General features: G+C 41.3%; 16 protein-coding genes. 10 read left to right on the top strand and 6 right to left on the bottom strand.

Annotation, left to right across the window (positions count from 1 at the left end; translation table 11 throughout):
- Nucleotides 1-37: 37 nt before the first annotated feature.
- A complete protein-coding gene (locus tag MuYL_RS14250) occupies nucleotides 38-1,354 on the bottom strand; it encodes an NAD(P)/FAD-dependent oxidoreductase (protein WP_094571212.1) in 1,317 nt (438 codons plus the stop codon).
- A gap of 272 nt (nucleotides 1,355-1,626) precedes the next feature.
- Between MuYL_RS14250 and argB the strand changes: the two genes are divergently transcribed.
- The 3 genes from argB to MuYL_RS14265 all read left to right on the top strand — a co-directional run bounded on the left by argB (nucleotide 1,627) and on the right by MuYL_RS14265 (nucleotide 4,823).
- The gene (gene argB, locus MuYL_RS14255; protein WP_094571213.1) at nucleotides 1,627-2,472 is read left to right on the top strand and encodes an acetylglutamate kinase; all 846 of its coding nucleotides are present in this window, start codon (nucleotides 1,627-1,629) and stop codon (nucleotides 2,470-2,472) included.
- Nucleotides 2,469-3,287, top strand: coding sequence for a pyrroline-5-carboxylate reductase (gene proC, locus MuYL_RS14260; RefSeq protein WP_094571214.1), 819 nt, complete (start codon nucleotides 2,469-2,471; stop codon nucleotides 3,285-3,287). The genes argB and proC overlap by 4 nt, the downstream gene beginning before the upstream one ends.
- Nucleotides 3,288-3,446: 159 nt before the next feature.
- Complete coding sequence (locus MuYL_RS14265) at nucleotides 3,447-4,823, top strand: aspartate kinase (protein WP_094571215.1); 1,377 nt, start codon at nucleotides 3,447-3,449, stop codon at nucleotides 4,821-4,823.
- Between the two features lie 97 nt (nucleotides 4,824-4,920).
- On the opposite strand, the gene gpmA is transcribed toward MuYL_RS14265, so the two are convergent.
- The gene (gene gpmA / locus MuYL_RS14270) at nucleotides 4,921-5,610 is read right to left on the bottom strand and encodes a 2,3-diphosphoglycerate-dependent phosphoglycerate mutase (RefSeq protein ID WP_094571216.1); all 690 of its coding nucleotides are present in this window, start codon (nucleotides 5,608-5,610) and stop codon (nucleotides 4,921-4,923) included.
- 108 nt (nucleotides 5,611-5,718) lie between these two features.
- On the opposite strand from gpmA, the gene MuYL_RS14275 reads away from it, so the two are divergent.
- From MuYL_RS14275 to MuYL_RS14290, 3 genes are all read left to right on the top strand, one after another.
- The gene (locus tag MuYL_RS14275) at nucleotides 5,719-6,297 is read left to right on the top strand and encodes an acetate uptake transporter (RefSeq protein ID WP_094571217.1); all 579 of its coding nucleotides are present in this window, start codon (nucleotides 5,719-5,721) and stop codon (nucleotides 6,295-6,297) included.
- A 73-nt stretch (nucleotides 6,298-6,370) separates the two neighbouring features.
- Nucleotides 6,371-6,757, top strand: coding sequence for an SRPBCC domain-containing protein (locus tag MuYL_RS14280; protein ID WP_094571218.1), 387 nt, complete (start codon nucleotides 6,371-6,373; stop codon nucleotides 6,755-6,757).
- Between the two features lie 620 nt (nucleotides 6,758-7,377).
- Nucleotides 7,378-8,799 carry an AAA family ATPase gene (locus MuYL_RS14290; RefSeq protein ID WP_094571220.1) on the top strand — a complete coding sequence of 474 codons (1,422 nt, stop codon included), beginning with the start codon at nucleotides 7,378-7,380 and terminating at the stop codon, nucleotides 8,797-8,799.
- A gap of 78 nt (nucleotides 8,800-8,877) precedes the next feature.
- Here MuYL_RS14290 and MuYL_RS23245 read toward each other — a convergent pair whose 3' ends face one another.
- Complete coding sequence (locus MuYL_RS23245) at nucleotides 8,878-9,093, bottom strand: hypothetical protein (RefSeq protein ID WP_157740852.1); 216 nt, start codon at nucleotides 9,091-9,093, stop codon at nucleotides 8,878-8,880.
- A 105-nt stretch (nucleotides 9,094-9,198) separates the two neighbouring features.
- Here MuYL_RS23245 and MuYL_RS14295 point away from each other — a divergent pair, with 105 nt between their 5' ends.
- The 4 genes from MuYL_RS14295 (at nucleotide 9,199) to MuYL_RS14310 (ending at nucleotide 12,699) form a co-directional block, all read left to right on the top strand.
- On the top strand, nucleotides 9,199-9,921 hold the full coding sequence (locus MuYL_RS14295) for a hypothetical protein (RefSeq protein WP_094571221.1): 723 nt from the start codon (nucleotides 9,199-9,201) through the stop codon (nucleotides 9,919-9,921).
- A gap of 71 nt (nucleotides 9,922-9,992) precedes the next feature.
- Nucleotides 9,993-10,427 (top strand): hypothetical protein, encoded by a 435-nt coding sequence (locus MuYL_RS14300; RefSeq protein ID WP_094571222.1) that lies wholly within the window; start codon nucleotides 9,993-9,995, stop codon nucleotides 10,425-10,427.
- 420 nt (nucleotides 10,428-10,847) lie between these two features.
- Nucleotides 10,848-11,039 (top strand): cold-shock protein, encoded by a 192-nt coding sequence (locus MuYL_RS14305; protein WP_094571223.1) that lies wholly within the window; start codon nucleotides 10,848-10,850, stop codon nucleotides 11,037-11,039.
- 106 nt (nucleotides 11,040-11,145) lie between these two features.
- Nucleotides 11,146-12,699, top strand: a complete 1,554-nt coding sequence (locus tag MuYL_RS14310; RefSeq protein WP_211710153.1) for a bifunctional GNAT family N-acetyltransferase/carbon-nitrogen hydrolase family protein — start codon at nucleotides 11,146-11,148, stop codon at nucleotides 12,697-12,699.
- A 653-nt stretch (nucleotides 12,700-13,352) separates the two neighbouring features.
- On the opposite strand, the gene MuYL_RS14320 is transcribed toward MuYL_RS14310, so the two are convergent.
- From MuYL_RS14320 to MuYL_RS14330, 3 genes are read right to left on the bottom strand one after another with little or no spacing between them, the layout of a single operon-like run.
- Nucleotides 13,353-14,579 carry a phosphorylase family protein gene (locus MuYL_RS14320; RefSeq protein WP_094571225.1) on the bottom strand — a complete coding sequence of 409 codons (1,227 nt, stop codon included), beginning with the start codon at nucleotides 14,577-14,579 and terminating at the stop codon, nucleotides 13,353-13,355.
- On the bottom strand, nucleotides 14,576-15,022 hold the full coding sequence (locus tag MuYL_RS14325; protein ID WP_094571226.1) for a response regulator transcription factor: 447 nt from the start codon (nucleotides 15,020-15,022) through the stop codon (nucleotides 14,576-14,578). Before MuYL_RS14325 ends, MuYL_RS14320 begins: the two co-directional genes overlap by 4 nt.
- Nucleotides 15,019-18,447 carry a hypothetical protein gene (locus MuYL_RS14330; protein ID WP_094571227.1) on the bottom strand — a complete coding sequence of 1,143 codons (3,429 nt, stop codon included), beginning with the start codon at nucleotides 18,445-18,447 and terminating at the stop codon, nucleotides 15,019-15,021. Before MuYL_RS14330 ends, MuYL_RS14325 begins: the two co-directional genes overlap by 4 nt.
- Nucleotides 18,448-18,475: the final 28 nt, after the last annotated feature.

Consider the following 18,475-nt stretch of genomic DNA (forward strand, 5'->3'; position numbering starts at 1 on the left):
CAATTAACAGAACAATGTTTGTTATCTGCTTCAGTTTCTATTCTGATGAGTCATACAGCTTTCGGGTTACCGGATTAAAACCCCTAACTATCAACCTGTTATCGCTATTTTTAGTAAAATAGTTTAAAAACCAGCTGATAAATATTATCCCCTTGTTTGCAAAGCCAGCTAGCGACAAGAGATGTACAAATCCCCACAGGAGCCACGCAAAAAAACCACGAAAATGCAGCTTGCCCAAATCAGCAACGGCCTGGTTGCGGCCGATGGTAGCAAGTGACCCTTTATCTTTATACTTAAACGGCGTGGTGGGCTGATTGTTAATTAAACTAACCAGGTTTTTAGCCAGGCACTGCCCCTGCTGTATTGCAGTTGGCGCTACGCCTGGATAACCGTTAGGTGTTTCAGGCGTTATGATTGCGGAAACATCGCCAATAGCGAAAATATTTTGAAAACCTTTAACCCTGTTGATCTCGTCAGTCTGTATCCTGGCACCCCGCGTAATAACATCGGCAGGAATACCATCCGGAACTTCACCCTTTACTCCTGCGGCCCACAAAACATTACGGGTCTTTATAGTTTTTCCGTTATCAATTGTTAAATAAAAGCCGTCATAACTTTGCACATGGGCGCTGTTAAATATAGTTACGTCGGCATTGGTTAAAAACTGCTTTGCAGTTTCAGATGCCTGCGGAGACATGGCAGCAAGCAACCGGTCTTTACCTTCTACAAGATAAACCCGCATGTCATATTTGCTGAGACCATGGTAATCCTTGCCCAAAATCAGATGCCGCATCTCTGCCAGGGCACCCGAAAGCTCAACACCGGTAGGCCCGCCCCCGACTACCACAAACGTCATCAGCGCGAATTTTTCGCGCATATCAGTAGTAACCAACGCAGTTTCCAGGTTTTGAAGAATAAGACTGCGGATATTTAACGCTTCCGGGATGTTTTTCATCGGCATTGCAAAATGCGCTATCTGCTCATTACCAAAAAAATTCGTGTTAGATCCGGTGGCAAGTACCAGGTAATCGTAATGGATCTCGCCAATATCTGTTGTTACAGAATTAGTTTCCGGGTTTACTTTCTTTACTTCGGCCAGGTTAAAGCTGAAATTATCCTGTTTGGTAAAAATCCTGCGGATAGGAAAACCAATGGAGTCGGCCTCAATAGCCCCTATGGCTACCTGGTACAGTAGAGGCTGAAAAGTATGATAATTATGTTTATCAAGCAATAATACTTCAACAGGGGCGCTTTTTAGCTTCTGCGCTAAGGCTAATCCTCCAAATCCTCCCCCAACAATCACTACTCTTGGTTTTGACCCCTTATTTTTATTTTCAGCTGTAACAGTAAACATATATTCTTATAAATCTCAATTATACACAATCTTTCATTAATGTGGTGTAAACTTATCGCTTAACGCAAATTATATACATTTAACCGACAATCACGTTTATTCATTACATGACTATTGAACGTAAAGGCGCCGATGTGTAATTATTGTTTAGTAATAAAACCAGGGCTTTCAAGCCATTTATATAGACATTTTGCCATTTTTTTGCTATTTTTAACCGCAAATAGATAATAACTGAGATTTTCAACTTCCATTTTAACAATAAGGGGTAATATATGGGCAGAATTGATAAAGTTTCAAGTCAGGATCAACCAGTTGATACTAATAAGAGTCTTTATATTGTAAAAATTGGTGGAAACGTTATCGATAATTCAGAAAACCTCCATAATTTTTTAAAGGATTTCACCGCACTTGATGGCTTTAAAATATTAGTACACGGCGGGGGAAAAGTGGCCACCCAGCTTTCCGAAACTTTAGGGATTGAGCCTAAGCTGGTTGACGGACGGAGAATAACAGATATTGAAACGTTGAGAGTGGTAACTATGGTGTATGGCGGGCTTATCAACAAAAACATTGTAGCCCAGTTACAACGGTTTGGAACCAATGCAATTGGCCTTACCGGCGCCGATGGAGATTTTATCCGTGCGAAGAAACGCCCTGTTAAAACAATTGACTACGGTTTTGTGGGCGATCTTGACGAGGATTCCATCAATCCGCAAAATTTAAAAAACTTGATCGGTGCAGGATTTACCCCTGTTTTTTGTGCATTAACGCATGATGGTGAGGGCCAGCTCTTAAATACAAATGCCGATACCATTGCATCGGCCTTAGCCGTTACACTGTCAGACTTATACAAAACAACCCTTATTTATTGTTTCGAAAAAAAGGGTGTGTTAAAAGATATTAATGATGAGGAATCGCTGATACAGGATATTGACCCTCAGCGATATGAAGAACTTAAAGCACAGCAAATAATTCATAGCGGGATGCTGCCTAAACTGGATAACGCCTTTACTGCGATAGCCTGCGGGGTTACGTCGGTAATTATAGGCAACTCAAATGACTTGGGGAAATTGAAGGATAATAAACCATTTGGAACACTTTTAAGCAACAACAAATGAACGCACAACAACATATCGCCATTTTAGGAAGCGGCAACATAGGCATTTCGTTAGCTAAAGGATTGGTAAAGGCCGGAATCTGCAAACCGCAGCAAATTTCATTAACACGCAGGAATGTTAGTGCATTATCTTCTTATGCGGAAGAAGGATATCATACCACCGATAACAACCTTAAAACTGTAAGAAAAGCTGACTTTGTGGTTTTAGCCGTATTGCCGCACCAATTGAACAAGTTACTGGATGAAATAAAGCCGTCTATAAAATCAGAAAAACAATTACTGATCTCTGTGGTATCGGGCGTTAGTTGTGGAGACATCCGTACCCAGCTTGATCTTAATGTACAGGTAGTTCGTGCTATGCCAAACACGGCAATAGCTATTGGGCAGTCAATGACCTGTATTGCAACCGATAATGGTACTCCCAAAAACATCAATTTTGTACGGTCACTTTTTGACACCGTTGGTGTGACAATACAGATAAACGAGGAATTAATGACATCCGCTACTGCATTATGTGCCTGCGGGATCGCTTTCTTTTTAAGGTCTATCCGGGCAGCTTCACAGGGCGGCACTGAAATTGGCTTTCATGCGCACGACGCACTGAAAATGGCCGCGCAGACAGCTAAAGGTGCTGCCGATTTATTATTACAGCTCGCTTCACACCCCGAACAGGAAATTGATAAGGTTACTTCACCGAGCGGATGTACTATTGCAGGCCTTAACGAAATGGAGCATAATGGTTTCAGCTCAGCTATGATAAAGGGCATAAAACTGTCTGCCGCGAAGGCCGGCGACCTTTACCATAAGCCGGAATAGGCAGTTTCCATTTTGATAAGAGCTTATCAATTTAATAGTGTACCCATTAAATAATTAATTTAAATATAAACCACAATAACCTGTTAATCAATAAATAACAGAAATTTATTTAAACAGGCATAATAATAGCACCTTACGCCCAAGCGTATATTTTACAAAATGTTAACAGTAGAGAAAATTGGCGGTACCTCCATGACCGCTTTAAAAGATGTAATAAAAAACATCATCCTTTTTAACCGCAGCGGCCAGGATTTATACAACCGTATTTTTGTTGTTTCGGCATTTTCAGGCGTGACTAACCTGCTGCTCGAAAATAAAAAAACAGGTGAACCAGGCGTTTATCATAACCTGGCAAATTTCAGGGACTTTCATAAACCTTTAAATGAATTAATAACCAAACTAAAGCAGATCAACGAAAGCTACGGGGAACTTGGTTTAAATATTGAAGAAGCCGACCAGTTTATTGAGAAGCGGGTAAAGGAAGCACAGACCTACCTGGAGAACCTTGCGAACATCCTTACATCAGGTTATGTGAGCAATGAAGGAATCTTACAGGCAGCGCGCGAAATACTGGCTTCTATAGGTGAAAGCCATTCGGCATTTAATTTTGCCAACATCCTGCAAAACATGGGTATTAATTCAACGCTGGTTGACCTGAGCGGGTTTCATGACCATCACTCTTACACCATTGACCAACGCATTAAGAGGGAGTTGCAACATATTGATTTTAAGAACACTATATGTATTGTAACAGGTTATGCCAAAGGCACCGAAGGCATCATGCGCGAGTTTGACCGCGGCTACTCTGAAGTTACTTTCAGTAAAATTGCAGTAGCTGTTGCGCCGGAAGAGGCGATCATCCACAAAGAGTATCACTTGTGTACAGCGGACCCGGTCTTGGTTGGTATTGAAAATTGTTCGCCGGTGGGTAATACCAATTATGATGTGGCCGATCAGCTGGCAGATGTGGGCATGGAAGCTATTCACCCAAAGGCATCCAAGCCACTGGAAATCAACAACATAAACTTGCGGATAAAAAACACCTTCGATCCTGAACATCCAGGTACCCTGATTACTAAGGACTACATCTGCGAGCATAAACGCGTTGAAGTTATTACCGGTACCGAAAAGGTAATGATCATCGATATTTACGACCCCTCAATGGTTGGAACACCCGGCAGCGATTTGGAAATTATGCAGATGTTCTTTAAATATAATGTGAGTTATAGCTTCAAGGCAACTAATGCCAACAGCATCTCTATAGTTATCTGGGAAAAGGACTTCAACAAAAAACTTATTCACGAACTGGAAGATAACTTTGAAAAAGTAACTTCAGAAAAGGCTGCTATGGTATGTTTAATTGGTTCAAATATGGACAGGCCAGGCCTGTTGGCAAAATCAGCAACCGCACTGGCCGAAAATAATATAAACATTAAGAGTGCCGGTTTTGCCTTACGCAAAGTAAATATCCAGTTTTTAATAGCGAGAGAAGATTTTGATACGGCCATTATTGCACTCAATAAGGCTATGGGGTAGAAATTAATACTTCCCATTCCAATCAGAGCGAACATTTTTAAAGTTATAATAACGACTTTAAAAAATGTTCGCTCTTTTTATGGTAAAAAATTCAAACTTACACCAAATAATAATGCTTTATCCGATTTAGCCCTTCATCAAGCTCATAAATCAATGGCACGCCTGTTGGCAGGTCTAATTTTGTAACTTCTTCATCTGTAAGATGGTCAATGTATTGGATCAGCGCGCGCAGGCTGTTTCCATGCGCGCACACAATTACCTTTTGATTTTTGCGCATGGCAGGTACAATAAATTCATTCCAAAATGGCAGCACCCTATCCATCGTTTCACTCAGGTTTTCAGTAAGCGGCAATTCGCGTTCCGTAAGGTCTTTATACCGCAGATCCTTGCCGGGATAGCGGTCATCGTTTTTTGTTATGGCCGGCGGCAGCTCATGCGGATCACGGCGCCACTTCTGCACCAGTTCAGGGCCATATTTAGCTATCGTTTCATCTTTATTCAGCCCCTGTAATGCCCCGTAAAAACGCTCATTTAAACGCCATGACTTTTGTACCGGGATCCATAAATGATCCAGCTCCTCCAAAACAATATGCAATGTTTTTATTGCCCTTTTTAAGACAGACGTAAAGCCGATATCAAAGTTATATCCCTGTTCTTTTAAAAGCTCCCCTGCCCTTTTTGCCTGTTTAAAACCTTCTTCAGACAAATCTACATCGGTCCACCCGGTAAAACGGTTTTCTTTATTCCAAAGGCTTTCGCCATGACGCAACAATACCAGTTTTTGCATAGTTATAAGGTTAACCGTAAAGTTACGGTTCAGTTTGCATAAAAAATTGGTATTTGTACCCGGAAAAGTTAAATTGCAATCAAAACCAATTATAAAAACCTTTAAACTATGATCCCAACAACTCCTGTTGCGGTAAAGGATGGCATTGCCAACCCTGCTCCGCTTGGCCTGTGCGCCTTCGGCATGACCACTGTGCTGCTAAATCTTCATAACGCCGGCTTCTTCGAAATAAATTCAATGATCCTGGTCATGGGCATTTTTTATGGTGGACTGGCACAGGTAATTGCCGGGATCATCGAGGCAAAAAAGAACAACACCTTCGGGTTGACAGCCTTTACCTCTTACGGGTTCTTTTGGCTATCGCTGGTGGGATTGATGGTGATGCCCAAGCTGGGCTGGGCGACAAAACCTTCTGAAGGTGCCATGTGTGCCTACCTGGCCATGTGGGGCATATTTACCCTGTTCCTGTTTTTTGGTACACTTAAATTAAACCGCGCCCTGCAAATTGTATTTGCAACACTGGTGGTGTTATTCTTTCTGCTGGCTGCCGAACATGGTACCGGGAACGAGGCGATAGGGAAATTTGCCGGGTATGAAGGTATTATCTGCGGTGCTTCGGCAATTTATGCCGGTATGGCTAACGTTTTAAATGAAGTTTACGGCAAAACGGTATTACCTTTGGGATAAAGCTTAATTTTACCGGCAGATATCAGCGGCGTTTAAATACCTTTACGCTCTTTTAACCGCAGGATCAATTTTAATGAAAGACTTTAAAAAATACTACAAGCTTACTGCAACGCCCGAAGAGGTTTATACCGCGTTAACCAACCCGCTTACCATCGAACTGTGGACGGGCGAACCCGCCGAGATGACTACCGAGCCCGGCTCAGAGTTTTCAATGTGGGAAGGAAGCATTGTTGGCAAAAACCTGGAATTTGAAGAAAATAAAAAGATAGTTCAGCAGTGGTATTTTGACGGACTACCGGAGCAATCGCTGGTAACCATAAAGCTGCATCCCGACGGAAAAGATACCTCTGTTGAACTAAGGCATACCAATATTCCCGACGAAGAATTTGATGACATGGTGGATGGCTGGAACAGCAGCTATTTTGGTGCCCTGGCAGAGTTTTTTGAAGTAGAATTTTAATAAAAGTCCGGGCTTACCGTTCCATTTATCCCGGCGGAACACCCGGAACATTGTGAAACATGCTCATTATCAGCGTTTTTACTTTTAGTAAATTAACAAATACCTGATAATCAAACAATTAGCAATACCGATTTGCATTTTCTAATGATTCGTCGATTTAATTAAGCAAAAACCGCGCCTCACCCGCTGCCCGCGCAGCGAAGAGAGGGTCGGCGAGCGAAGCGATGCCGGGGTGAGTCAACCGCCAATGCATTCACGCCAATGCAATTAGCTCAACATCCCGCGCAAAAAATCAACCAAAAACCGCAGCTCACCCTCTTTCCGCGCAGCGAAGAGAGGGTCGGCGAGCGAAGCGATGTCGGGGTGAGTCAACCCGCCAATGCATTGATGTAAACACCCCGCGCAAAAAAACTTAACGAAAGCCGCAGCTTACCCTCTTTCCGCGCAGCGGAGAGAGGGTCGGCGAGCGAAGCGATGTCGGGGTGAGTCAACCCGCCAATGCATTCACGCCAGTACATTCCCCCGCACAAAACCTCAACCACATTAACTACCCACTGACAAAACAGTGTCAGCACTTTTGCCGTTGCAACCACTTAAATTTGTGGTAAACGTTATCTCCAATGACCATCACCCCCACTTCCGAACGGCCGCCCGTCATCGAACAGCTGCGCGCCGAAAGCCGCGGACTGCCCCTCCGCCCCGCTAAAAGAATAAAAAGTAACCGGCGCGTCCGCCCCACGCCCGACGACTGCCGCCGCCTGTTTACCATCGAGAACGGCAACCGCTGGCTGGAGCTGGCCCGGCGCGAACCCGAAGCAAAAATGCTGCTTGGCGAGCTCTGGCACCAGAACGAGCTGTGTATGCTATTCGCCGATACCAATATCGGCAAATCCGTACTGGCCGTGCAGATTGGCGAAGCAATTGCACGCGGTCAGGACATCGCCCCTTTTGCCTGCCAGGCACCGCCAGCCCGGGTGCTCTACATCGATTTCGAACTGAGCCAGGCCCAGTTTGGACTGCGGTACAGCAATGGAGACGCCGATCACCGGTTTTCGGAGAACTTTTTCCGTGCCCAGTACAATTTCACAGCCGACCCGCCGCCAAATATCGACGAAAACGACCTGCTGATTGCCGCCATTGAGTATAAAGTAAACCAATGTAAGGCGTCCGTGCTCATAATTGATAACATCACCTGCCTGCGCGGCGGCACCGAAAACTCGGCAGTGGCCCTTGCGCTCATGAAAAGCCTCAAGGCGTTAAAAACCGAACACAACCTGTCTATCCTCGTGCTGGCGCATACCCCCAAACGGCGCAACGCCACGCAACCCATCAGCGCCGACGACCTGCACGGCAGCAAGCTGCTCATCAACTTTGCCGACAGCGCCTTCGCCATCGGTAAAAGCACCCTCGACCCGGACCTCTGTTACCTGAAGCAGGTGAAGCAGCGCAACACCCGGCAGCGTTACGGCGCGGACAATGTATGCCTGTGCCGCATCCAAAAACCCGGCGCGTTTTTGCATTTCGCTTTCGAAGGTCACAGCCCCGAACGCCTGCACCTGCTTACCCGCACCGCCACAGACCGCCGCGAACTGGCCCATAAAATAACTGCCCTCTCCGCAGCAGGCTACAGCCAGCGCGACATTGCCGACCGGTTAAACATCAGCCTGACTACCGTAAACAGGCTCCTCCACAGCAGTCCTTCGGATGCCTTTGAACCTATGGACAGTGAACAAAATGAAACTGCAAATGACGTAATGATCAATGCCTCGATAACCAATGACTTAATGACTGATACCACAATAACCAATGACTTAATGACTAATGACATAATGATCAATGACCCGATAACTAATGACAAAAAAGTAACGGGCATTGCGATAAAAGGTCCCGCGCGGATCAGGGACGCAGCAGCAATTGATCAGCTGCTCTCCCCTGCGCTGCTGGATCACATCAAACGAACGGCGAACCGCGAAAACACTATCCCGGAAAAACGGGACCCCCTCCCCGCGCGTCATTGCGAGGAACGAAGCAACCGCTACTAAGGACAATCAGGAACCTTTAAGCCGATGGTAACCGTACAGCCAGCCACTCCCCGGATACCTACCAGCAGGCCCGATCAGTTACCACATTGCTTTTAACTCCCGTACATGCATACCGTAGAGATTGCTTCGAAGCTGTTGCAGGCAACCAGCCTCGCAATGACGGGTAAGCTGGTACCGCCCCGCTTTCTCCCGTTGAAAAACAAAAAAAAATCTTTTTCTCACCTCTTTACCGCTTGCGGAAGAGAGGTCGGACAGCGAAGCGCCTCCGGGTGAGTCCACTATGCGCCGGGACATTTACGCCCCGCTTTCTCCCGTCAAAAAAGAAAAAAATCTTTTCTCACCTCTTTACCGCTTGCGGAAGAGAGGTCGGACAGCGAAGCGCCTCCGGGTGAGTCCACTATGCGCCGGGACATTTACGCCCCGCTTTCTCCCGTCAAAAAAGAAAAAAAATCTTTTCTCACCTCTTTACCGCTTGCGGAAGAGAGGTCGGACAGCGAAGCGCCTCCGGGTGAGTCCACTATGCGCCGGGACATTTACGCCCCGCTTTCTCCCGTTGAAAAAAAGAAAAAAATCCTTTTTCTCACCTCTTTACCGCTTGCGGAAGAGAGGTCGGACAGCGAAGCGCCTCCGGGTGAGTCCACTATGCGCCGGGACATTTACGCCCCGCTCTCTCCCGTCGAAAAAAGAAAAAAAATCTTTTTTCTCACCTCTTTACCGCTTGCGGAAGAGAGGTCGGACAGCGAAGCGCCTCCGGGTGAGTCCACTATGCGCCGGGACATTTACGCCCCGCTTTCTCCCGTCGAAAAAAGAAAAAAATCTTTTTTTACCTCTTTCCCGCTTGCGGAAGAGAGGTCGGACAGCGAAGCGTCTCCGGGTGAGTCCACTATGCGCCGGGACATTTACGCCCCGCTTTCTCCCGTCGAAAAAAAGAAAAAAATCCTTTTCTCACCTCTTTACCGCTTGCGGAAGAGAGGTCGGACAGCGAAGCGCCTCCGGGTGAGTCCACTATGCGCCCGGACATTTACGCCCCGCTTTCTCCCGTCGAAAAAAAGAAAAAAATCCTTTTCTCACCTCTTTACCGCTTGCGGAAGAGAGGTCGGACAGCGAAGCGCCTCCGGGTGAGTCCACTATACGCCGGGACATTTACACCCCGCCCAACAAAAACAATTTCCAAACCCATTACCCCCAACACCATGACCAACGAATTCACCACTTATTGCAGCCATTACTACCACCTCACCCGGCTGTTTGAAGCGCGCAACCAACATTTTAACAACCTGTTAAACGATGCCCCGCCCTACACCCGCCAAAACAAGGTGAGCGACCTGGACGCCATCATCAGCTATAACCGCAAGGTACACGCCGCCAAAGCCAAAGCCGACAAAACTTTTAAGGACCTCACCGAAACAGGGCACACCATCCTGGCCATTATGCAGTATTTTGACATCCAGCCCCGCGCCGTGCTCACCGGCCAGGTCCCCGGCGAAATGGAGTACGAGGTTTGGGCCAATGAAAAGGGCCAGGTTTTTATCGGCAAGATCCGTGACCTTCCGAAAGAGCCGGATAACCCCAATATGATCCATCTGAAATGTTGGAAGGCTGGTAAGGACGATGATGAGGATGAATGATAGTCGTATGCTAACCACTGCCAACTACCCGCTAAAAACTGCCTGTTTATTTTCATAGGGTTCCACGCCGGTAGAAGCGTGGCCGGGCTATCCGCTCATACGGCACGGGCCTTAGGCGCAAATTCTGCATACCACAAGCATGCTTCAAAATCACCACCAACTGCCCACTACAAACTGCCCACTCATTCAGGGCCGGTATCCGCTGCTATCCCTAACCCGGCATTTTGCTGCATAGCAGGCGGGACACTTAGCAGGCGGAGCACGAGAAGCCAACTTCTTTTACCTGCCCGGATACGCGCTAGAGGGTGGTGTAAAGCCCTTTCGACAGCTGAGGGATTAAATATCCATTAAATATTTTTATCAAAAAGAAAATACCTCCTGTTTTATGCGTACCTTGTGTACTTATTAATATATAATATAATGCAACAAGGAACAGTAAAATTTTTTAATGAAACAAAAGGCTTCGGATTTATTACACCTAACAATGGTGGAAGCGAGATTTTTGTTCACTCCAGCGGCCTGATTGACAACATTCGCGAGAACAGTGTTGTTAGCTTTGATGTTGAAGAGGGCCGTAAGGGACCTAACGCAGTAAATGTACAAATAGCTTAATACCTATAAAAATTATTGTGGGCATCCTCCTTTACCGGGAGGATGCTTTTTTTTTACTTTAAATCCTAATCTGCACTTACATTTGTGTTTGCAGAAGGGACTGATCATGAAAATGGAAAAAGAAATTAAGAACGAAGAGCTTAAAATAGAACTACGAACCCTCACCAAGGACGATTATTTGGGCTTAAAAGCTTCAATGATAGAAGCCTATTCAGAATGGGAAGGCGCATCCTATTGGGGCGAAACACATATCACGCAACTTGTTAATATATTTCCTGAAGGCCAGATCTGTATTTTAGTTAACGGTGCAATTGCCGGCTGCGCCCTCTCGCTGATAGTTGATTATGACAAATTTGGTGACAACCATAGCTACGCGCAAATAACCGGTAACTATACCTTTTCAACACATGATGAAGACGGAGATGTGTTATACGGCATTGATTTTTTCGTACATCCCGAGTACCGGGGGATGCGTATAGGAAGAAGGTTATATGATGCGCGGAAGGAAATTTGTGAACGGCATAACTTGCGGGCGATAATTGCAGGGGGACGGATCCCTAAATACAAGGATTATGCGGATAAGCTTACGCCTAAAGCCTACCTGGAAAAGGTAAAAGGTAAGGAAATCTACGATCCTACGCTATCATTTCAATTAGCTAATGATTTTCACGTACGAAAGATCTTAAAAGGCTATTTGCCGGGAGATACGCAGTCGTTGGAATATGCGTCGTTGTTAGAGTGGAATAACATTTATTACAACGAGGAAGCGGCACATATCAACTCTAAAAAATCTATTATCCGGTTAGGGTTAGTACAATGGCAAATGCGGCCATTCGAGAGCATGGAGTCGTTGTGCGAACAAATCGAATTTTTTGTTGACGTGATCAGCGACTATCAAAGTGATTTTGTCTTATTTCCGGAACTGTTTAACGCGCCGTTGATGACAGCCTATAATCACTTAAGCGGAGCCGGGGCAATGCGCGAAATAGCCAATTTCACTATTCCGTTGCGTGACAAATTTATTGAGTATGCCATTAGTTATAACATTAATATTATAACGGGCAGTATGCCCTACCTGGACAACGGAGTGCTGCAAAATGTGGGGTATCTTTGCCGCAGGGACGGTTCATATGAAATGTACCGCAAAATTCACCTAACGCCGGCTGAACAAAGTGCATGGGGAATGGTTGGCGGAGATCAAATTGCTACTTATGACACGGATTGCGGTAAAATAGGCATATTGATTTGTTACGATGTGGAATTCCCGGAACTGCCCCGCCTTTTGGCAGAACAGGGTATGCAAATTCTGTTTGTACCTTTTATGACAGACACCCAAAACGGTTATACCCGGGTTAGGAGCTGCGCCCAGGCCAGGGCTATTGAAAACGAGTGTTATGTAGCTATAGCCGGCAGTGTAGGTAACTTACCTAAAGTCCATAACATGGATATACAATATGCGCAGTCTGCCGTTTTTACGCCTTCTGATTTTTCATTCCCCACTAATGGCATCAAAGCAGAAGCTACACCTAATACTGAAACAACACTGATTGCCGATGTTGATGTGGATTTATTAAAGGAGCTTCATAACTTCGGTGCAGTTAGAAACCTCAAAGACAGAAGACTGGATATTTATAAAATCGTTAATAAAAGCAAGAAATAGTATATCGGAGCACCCCGGCCTGGTCAAGCGTCTCCTCACGGGTCGAAGTTTAGCAACTTCGACCTAAAATATAACAAGCATTCTGCTTGTCTGTAAACAAAAAGCCCCGCTACATCGCAAAAGCGATATTGTAATTGAGACATTTGAACCGGCGGCGGGCACAAAAGCCCTTCAGCCTTTCATTTTATCTGCTGCCCCGTTTTAAAGTGATCACCGCAACTTCGGGCCACATACCTATCTGGCCCTTCAAGCTTAAAAACACTCCCCTTGGCGCGATGCCGCGACCTGCCGAAAGAACCGGAGAACCCCAATATGATCCCTCTTAAGTGTTGGGATGCTCTGGTAAGGAAGATGACGAGGATGATTAATGCGTTATGCTAACCGCTGCCAACTGCCCACTAAAAACTACCTTCTGATTTTCATAGGGTTCCACGCCGGTAGAAGCGTGGCCGGGCTCTCCGCTCATACGGCTGCAGGCATTAGGCGCAAAGGCCGGTATCCGCTGCTATCCCTAACCCGGCATTTTGCTGCACGGCAGGTGGGCTACCTGAACGCGGAGCATGAGTAGCCAACCGCTTTTGCCTGCCCGGATATCCTCGCGATAGAGGAGTAATAAAATTATAATTAACAGTGATTAGCGCTCATTAAAAACACTAAAACATGTTTAATACAAATGAGTATACAAAACGTGCACTTGTAAAGGCTGCATATGCCTGAGCACCATCGGCTTTATGTTGATCTCCATAGTCACAGACTGATTTAACAAGTAGGACTTTGGTTCTATTTAAAAAATGGGAAGCTAAATAAATACCATATGCTTCCATATCAACACCTAACAATTTCCTATTTTTATCTTCTATTGATTCCATAAAAGTTTTACTCGCCACTACATATGACCCAGAAGCTATAGGCCCCACAACAGCTTTCAACAAATTGACAGGGGCTACTCCTCTATAACAAGTTTGAATCTTCAATATTTCATTCTTTTTGTTAACAAAATTTTGAACCTTGGAAATAAGACCTTGATCAGTTGGTAGTTGATGTGGTTCGGGTTTGAATATAAAATTAGCCTTTTCATCTTCTTCCATTTTTCCTGATCCATAGTCAATAGCGTTTTCTGCGATAATGATGTCCCCCAAATTTAGTCCTCTTTCTTTTACACCTGCACATATTCCGGTCATAAATAAATAATCGACCTCAAATTTGGCTATTACCATTGAAGCAACTGTTGCAGAAGCATGCATACCCATGCGATTAATTGAACAAGCTAAGACTCTATATGTGTTTCCGTATAAAGTAGATATTTTGCCTTCGTGAAAGATGAAAGAAGAGTTATCAGTTTCAAATCTTTTCCAGTTCATTGGAAGATCTAACACTTCAATCAATTCTGGACTTTCAAGAGCACACAGAATACAAATATCAAATTTGTTTTGTTGTTCAACAGTTTCCCTAAACCGATTCTTTACAGAAACCAAATAAGAAATTTTACTTCTCAATTTATCTTTCCAGCTTGAATTCTTATAACTAAAATGAATTAAATGCCACAGCTTATCATCAAAACTGTCAGCATGAATTTCAATTAGGTCATCGTATTGAGAAAAACCAATAATATGTACAGGTATATGAATTTCACTATTGTAATAAATTTCATTAAGAAACTTTATACTCTCCTCTGCTAAAGGCTCAGATTCAGAGTCAACTGGCAGCACCAAATCTAAAATGAGTAAGTCATATGATGTGTTATATAAAGCTTTTCGTGCTTCTTTGACATTTATTTTATGAGCTATAGCTGATTTAGAAATATGACACTCCTCTACAAGAAAATCGACCAAAATATTAGCTTTCTCTGTGGTATCATCAACAATTAATATTTTAATCATGTCAATTCTTTAATAAATTGTTTAAGTTTTAATGACCAATCCAAATTGGTATGAGAAAAGAATATAAATCCGCAATAGTTTTCGCTAAATCCTTCTTTGAGCTCTTGATGTAATTGGTCAATTTTAGTTCCATCAATAAAATTCTCATACATTGTTACAACGATTACCTTTGTTGGAATTTCTCTTAAATAAATTTGTTTTAATATATTTTTACCGGCTAATGGTTCCGGTTCACCACCTGATTCATCATTTGAGATATCATAAGTTTGCATACTCATATCCAATAAAATCAAATTATATTGATCGTAATTTAATGCGATTTCTTTTGCGGCAGAGTTATATGACGTTTTTTGTTCCAGATCGACATCTGGAAATTCTTTCTCCAAATAACCTTTAATTTTTTCTAACTTTTTTTGATTATCCTCTACTATCAAGATTTTCATACCAAAATCTGGTTTAGTTGTATAGCAATTTGAATATGAAATTTATTTTCATATTCATTTATAATTTTAACATGGTTTCTTTCGTTCTCTAAGTCGTATTGCACGATTTTTATAGCTTTGCTAATTCCCGATTTACCCTCGGATATTAACTTTTTATCATCCACAATAAGTTTTCCATCAGTAGTTTGTTTAAAGGGAAGATCAATTATATCAAGAGTCTTTGAGCTGATGAAATCGCAAATCATAAATCCATTGTCTTCTGAACAGATAAACTGAAAATCTCTTAAACCATCTTGAGGCGTGCCGTATTTAAACATGTTATCAATGAGAATTCTAAAAAGATCAGTAAAATGAATGTACAAAGAGGATTTTATAGTTGGATTTATATTTAAAGTAATATTGAAATCGGCCATTACCTTGGGATAACATCGTTCAGTATTTTTCCACACAATATTGATTAGTTTATTGACGTCGAAATCATCGATAGTTGATCCTGACCTTCTAAACCAAGAACTTATTTTGTTTAATCGATTTTCGATTATCGTATTACATTCGTTAACATTTGTAAAAATTTGAGGGAGTCTATCGTTTGCAAAATTTTGTCTTAAATTTCTTTCTAATTTATTTAGCTCTTCTGAAAATTGATCTTTTATTTGTTTATCAATATAAGACCTAATAACTTCTAAATTTGCATCTGTTCTCAACCATATCAAATCAATTACTTTTTGACAGAATATCTTTGCATCTGTTTCTTCTGATAGCGTCACCGCAAAGTTATAAAGCTCCGATTTATCGAATTCATAATTAAAAAGTCCATTCTCGTTTTTACCGTCTTTTTTTATTTGAATCTTTTCTTTGATTATTTTTTCAATTATGTTATCTACAGACAAAGAAAATTTTGATAAAATTTCGTAGAGCTTTTGAATTTCACTACTGGAAAGATTAAAAGTTGCGCTTCTCCAATATCGATTTTCTTGATACTCATTTTTTTCACCAAAAGTATTAAGAATCAAATTTTGTTTTTCGATTTCAGGTCTGATTTCTCCAAGTAAAACCCCATGCCGTATCCGCGTGCTTAGATAAGCTACTATACCGAATTTACTAAATAAATATTTGTCGAGTATGGAGTCAAATAACTCTGCGAATACTTCCGCCAATGCACTATCTGTATATTTGACCTCCGATTCATTATATTTGTCACCGCCATTATACTGAAACATAGCATAACTTTTCTGACTAATGATGAGTATTGTTTTATTTTTCAAAAATAGCCTATAGATAGTTTTATACCTATTAAATAAGCCCTCAATTTCGTTTAACTCATTGTTTATTATCGCTTGGTCATTTGCATAAATCTTACTTTCTTCAAGTTTTTGAGTTCCCTCATAAACAATTAGTTCATTAGTAATGAGTTTTAACTCCTCGTCATAAAGATCTTTTCTGGCAGGAACAATTTCAATAAGATGGTTCACAATATTAATTCGCTCAGTTAGCCTTTCAATCGTATTATTAATGTGAATGGAGTGTTTTAAAGTTTCGATTCTACATACGTTATTATAAAATAGCTCGATTTTCAAATCATTTTCATCAAGCACTTCATCAAACAATTGGGATGGACGTTTTTTATCATAAATTTTACAAAATTGCTCCAAAATGAAACTAATTTCAATATCATCGTCAGACGTCAAACTAATAAAAATCGGTAAATCTATTGCCCGTTTAATGTTTTTATAGCGGTTTTTTCTTAAAACATCTATAAGGTCTTTGGTTTCAATTCTTAAAACCGAATTGTTTTCATTCAGATAGTGGTTTACAAAAAATTCGATTGCTTCATTATAAAGTTCCATTTTAATCAAACACCTAAACCAAAACTTTAACGCTGTTTGTACAATGGAGGCATTATCAGAAAATATCGCGATAATATTACCCCACGCCTCGATACTTTCAAAATATAAATCATTTTTATAAGCCAGCTTTGCTTTATTGATTAAATATACTTGCTTGCTAATTTCAGTATCTAACATCAATTCATTGCTTAAAAAACTTTTATGAAATTTTATCGCAACAGAATTAGAGAATTTTTTCAACCCTACTTCAAGGAATTTTAACGCATTAGCTTCTTTTAAGTAATAATTTGAAAAGTAAGGATCGAAGGAGGTAAGAGAGAGTAATTTCAATCTCTTATTAATTATCAAGTTTTGCTCCTCCTTTAATAAATAGTCAATTCCGGCAGATACATCAAAAGAAAGAAGGTTCTTATTAATTTGATATAAGCTGTACAACAAAGCTTTGCGATCAGTCCTATTGGAAATTAAATTGAAAATTTTTATTCCAATTTGATCTAACAAAGAATTCTTTTCATTTGTCAGTGTAGTATAATCTTTGTTTAAACTAATATGGCAATTGGCATAAATAACTATAAAATCAATATTTACACTATTTTTCAAAAAATACTCTCTAATTTCATTAATCGCCTCTTTATAAAAACCAGAATAGTACAAATCAATAATGTGCAAATAATTGCTGTTATAAAATAAATCAATTTTATTTTCTGGTTCTAAAGCGAATAATAAAGAAAGCAATTGTTCATCATTTGTTTTTTTATAAAGATATTTTGCTTTTGATTGCAAAAAGGTAAACTTATCCCCTTGAATGCATAAAACTTTTAAAACATCCCGAAGCACTAAATACCGATCTACAATTGAGTTAGAATTTTCGAAAAGAAGTACATGACTGAAATCATCTAATGAATAATTTTCATAAAAGTTTAAGCGAAATAAATAGTACTCTCTAATATCCTTTTCAAATTTGTTTTTATTGTTTTTAAAAACAGAATTGATATCATAGTCGTATTTGTAAGCTGACAAATTTCTTTCCGTTCGAAATGATAAAAATTGAGCTATGGTACTGATTCTTCCTTTTTTATTTAAAATATTAATTTCCGATAAAAATTCTTTTTGTTCTTCCGATCTATTTTGATATTCTAATAAAAGAAATTTTGCTTCTAAGTACCACAACGAATACCCTGTTTCAATTAAGATCTTTCCCAATATATTTTCAGCTTTTTCATACATTCCTCTCAAAAAGGCTTTTTCAAAATCTTTTTTTAAAACAAGGAAAATTGAAAGTTCTTTAGTATATTTTCTTACTGAAACAAAAAGCCAATTCATTTCTTGAATCAGAGACTTTGGTTTATAGAGAGTATCGGATATACCTAAGTCAGAAATACTCCGCGGAAGTGGATTTCCAAAAAGTGTAAAAAGAATTGGTTTAACTGTATTTGATAGGTTATCAGCTATACTGCATAATGTATTAAAATCTACAACATTTTTTACAAAATTTAATTCCTCATTCTTTCTTCGAGATGATAATATCCTACTTACGGCAGGATGGAACTGCTGAAATTTAATTTTCTTTTCTTTCATTAAATAAGGTTAACAGGTTAAATGACTT

Origin of the sequence: Mucilaginibacter xinganensis, from assembly GCF_002257585.1 — a bacterium.
Classification (GTDB): Bacteria; Bacteroidota; Bacteroidia; order Sphingobacteriales; family Sphingobacteriaceae; genus Mucilaginibacter; species Mucilaginibacter xinganensis.

Coding starts and splice junctions, on each gene's coding strand:
- argB (WP_094571213.1), top strand. CDS start 1,627: ATGGGCAGAATTGATAAAGTTTCAAGTCAGGATCAACCAGTTGATACT.
- gpmA (WP_094571216.1), bottom strand. CDS start 5,610: ATGCAAAAACTGGTATTGTTGCGTCATGGCGAAAGCCTTTGGAATAAA.
- MuYL_RS14280 (WP_094571218.1), top strand. CDS start 6,371: ATGAAAGACTTTAAAAAATACTACAAGCTTACTGCAACGCCCGAAGAG.
- MuYL_RS14305 (WP_094571223.1), top strand. CDS start 10,848: ATGCAACAAGGAACAGTAAAATTTTTTAATGAAACAAAAGGCTTCGGA.
- MuYL_RS14320 (WP_094571225.1), bottom strand. CDS start 14,579: ATGATTAAAATATTAATTGTTGATGATACCACAGAGAAAGCTAATATT.
- MuYL_RS14325 (WP_094571226.1), bottom strand. CDS start 15,022: ATGAAAATCTTGATAGTAGAGGATAATCAAAAAAAGTTAGAAAAAATT.
- proC (WP_094571214.1), top strand. CDS start 2,469: ATGAACGCACAACAACATATCGCCATTTTAGGAAGCGGCAACATAGGC.
- MuYL_RS14330 (WP_094571227.1), bottom strand. CDS start 18,447: ATGAAAGAAAAGAAAATTAAATTTCAGCAGTTCCATCCTGCCGTAAGT.
- MuYL_RS14295 (WP_094571221.1), top strand. CDS start 9,199: ATGCGCCGGGACATTTACGCCCCGCTTTCTCCCGTCAAAAAAGAAAAA.
- MuYL_RS14265 (WP_094571215.1), top strand. CDS start 3,447: ATGTTAACAGTAGAGAAAATTGGCGGTACCTCCATGACCGCTTTAAAA.
- MuYL_RS23245 (WP_157740852.1), bottom strand. CDS start 9,093: ATGTCCCGGCGCATAGTGGACTCACCCGGAGGCGCTTCGCTGTCCGAC.
- MuYL_RS14250 (WP_094571212.1), bottom strand. CDS start 1,354: ATGTTTACTGTTACAGCTGAAAATAAAAATAAGGGGTCAAAACCAAGA.
- MuYL_RS14300 (WP_094571222.1), top strand. CDS start 9,993: ATGACCAACGAATTCACCACTTATTGCAGCCATTACTACCACCTCACC.
- MuYL_RS14290 (WP_094571220.1), top strand. CDS start 7,378: ATGACCATCACCCCCACTTCCGAACGGCCGCCCGTCATCGAACAGCTG.
- MuYL_RS14275 (WP_094571217.1), top strand. CDS start 5,719: ATGATCCCAACAACTCCTGTTGCGGTAAAGGATGGCATTGCCAACCCT.
- MuYL_RS14310 (WP_211710153.1), top strand. CDS start 11,146: ATGAAAATGGAAAAAGAAATTAAGAACGAAGAGCTTAAAATAGAACTA.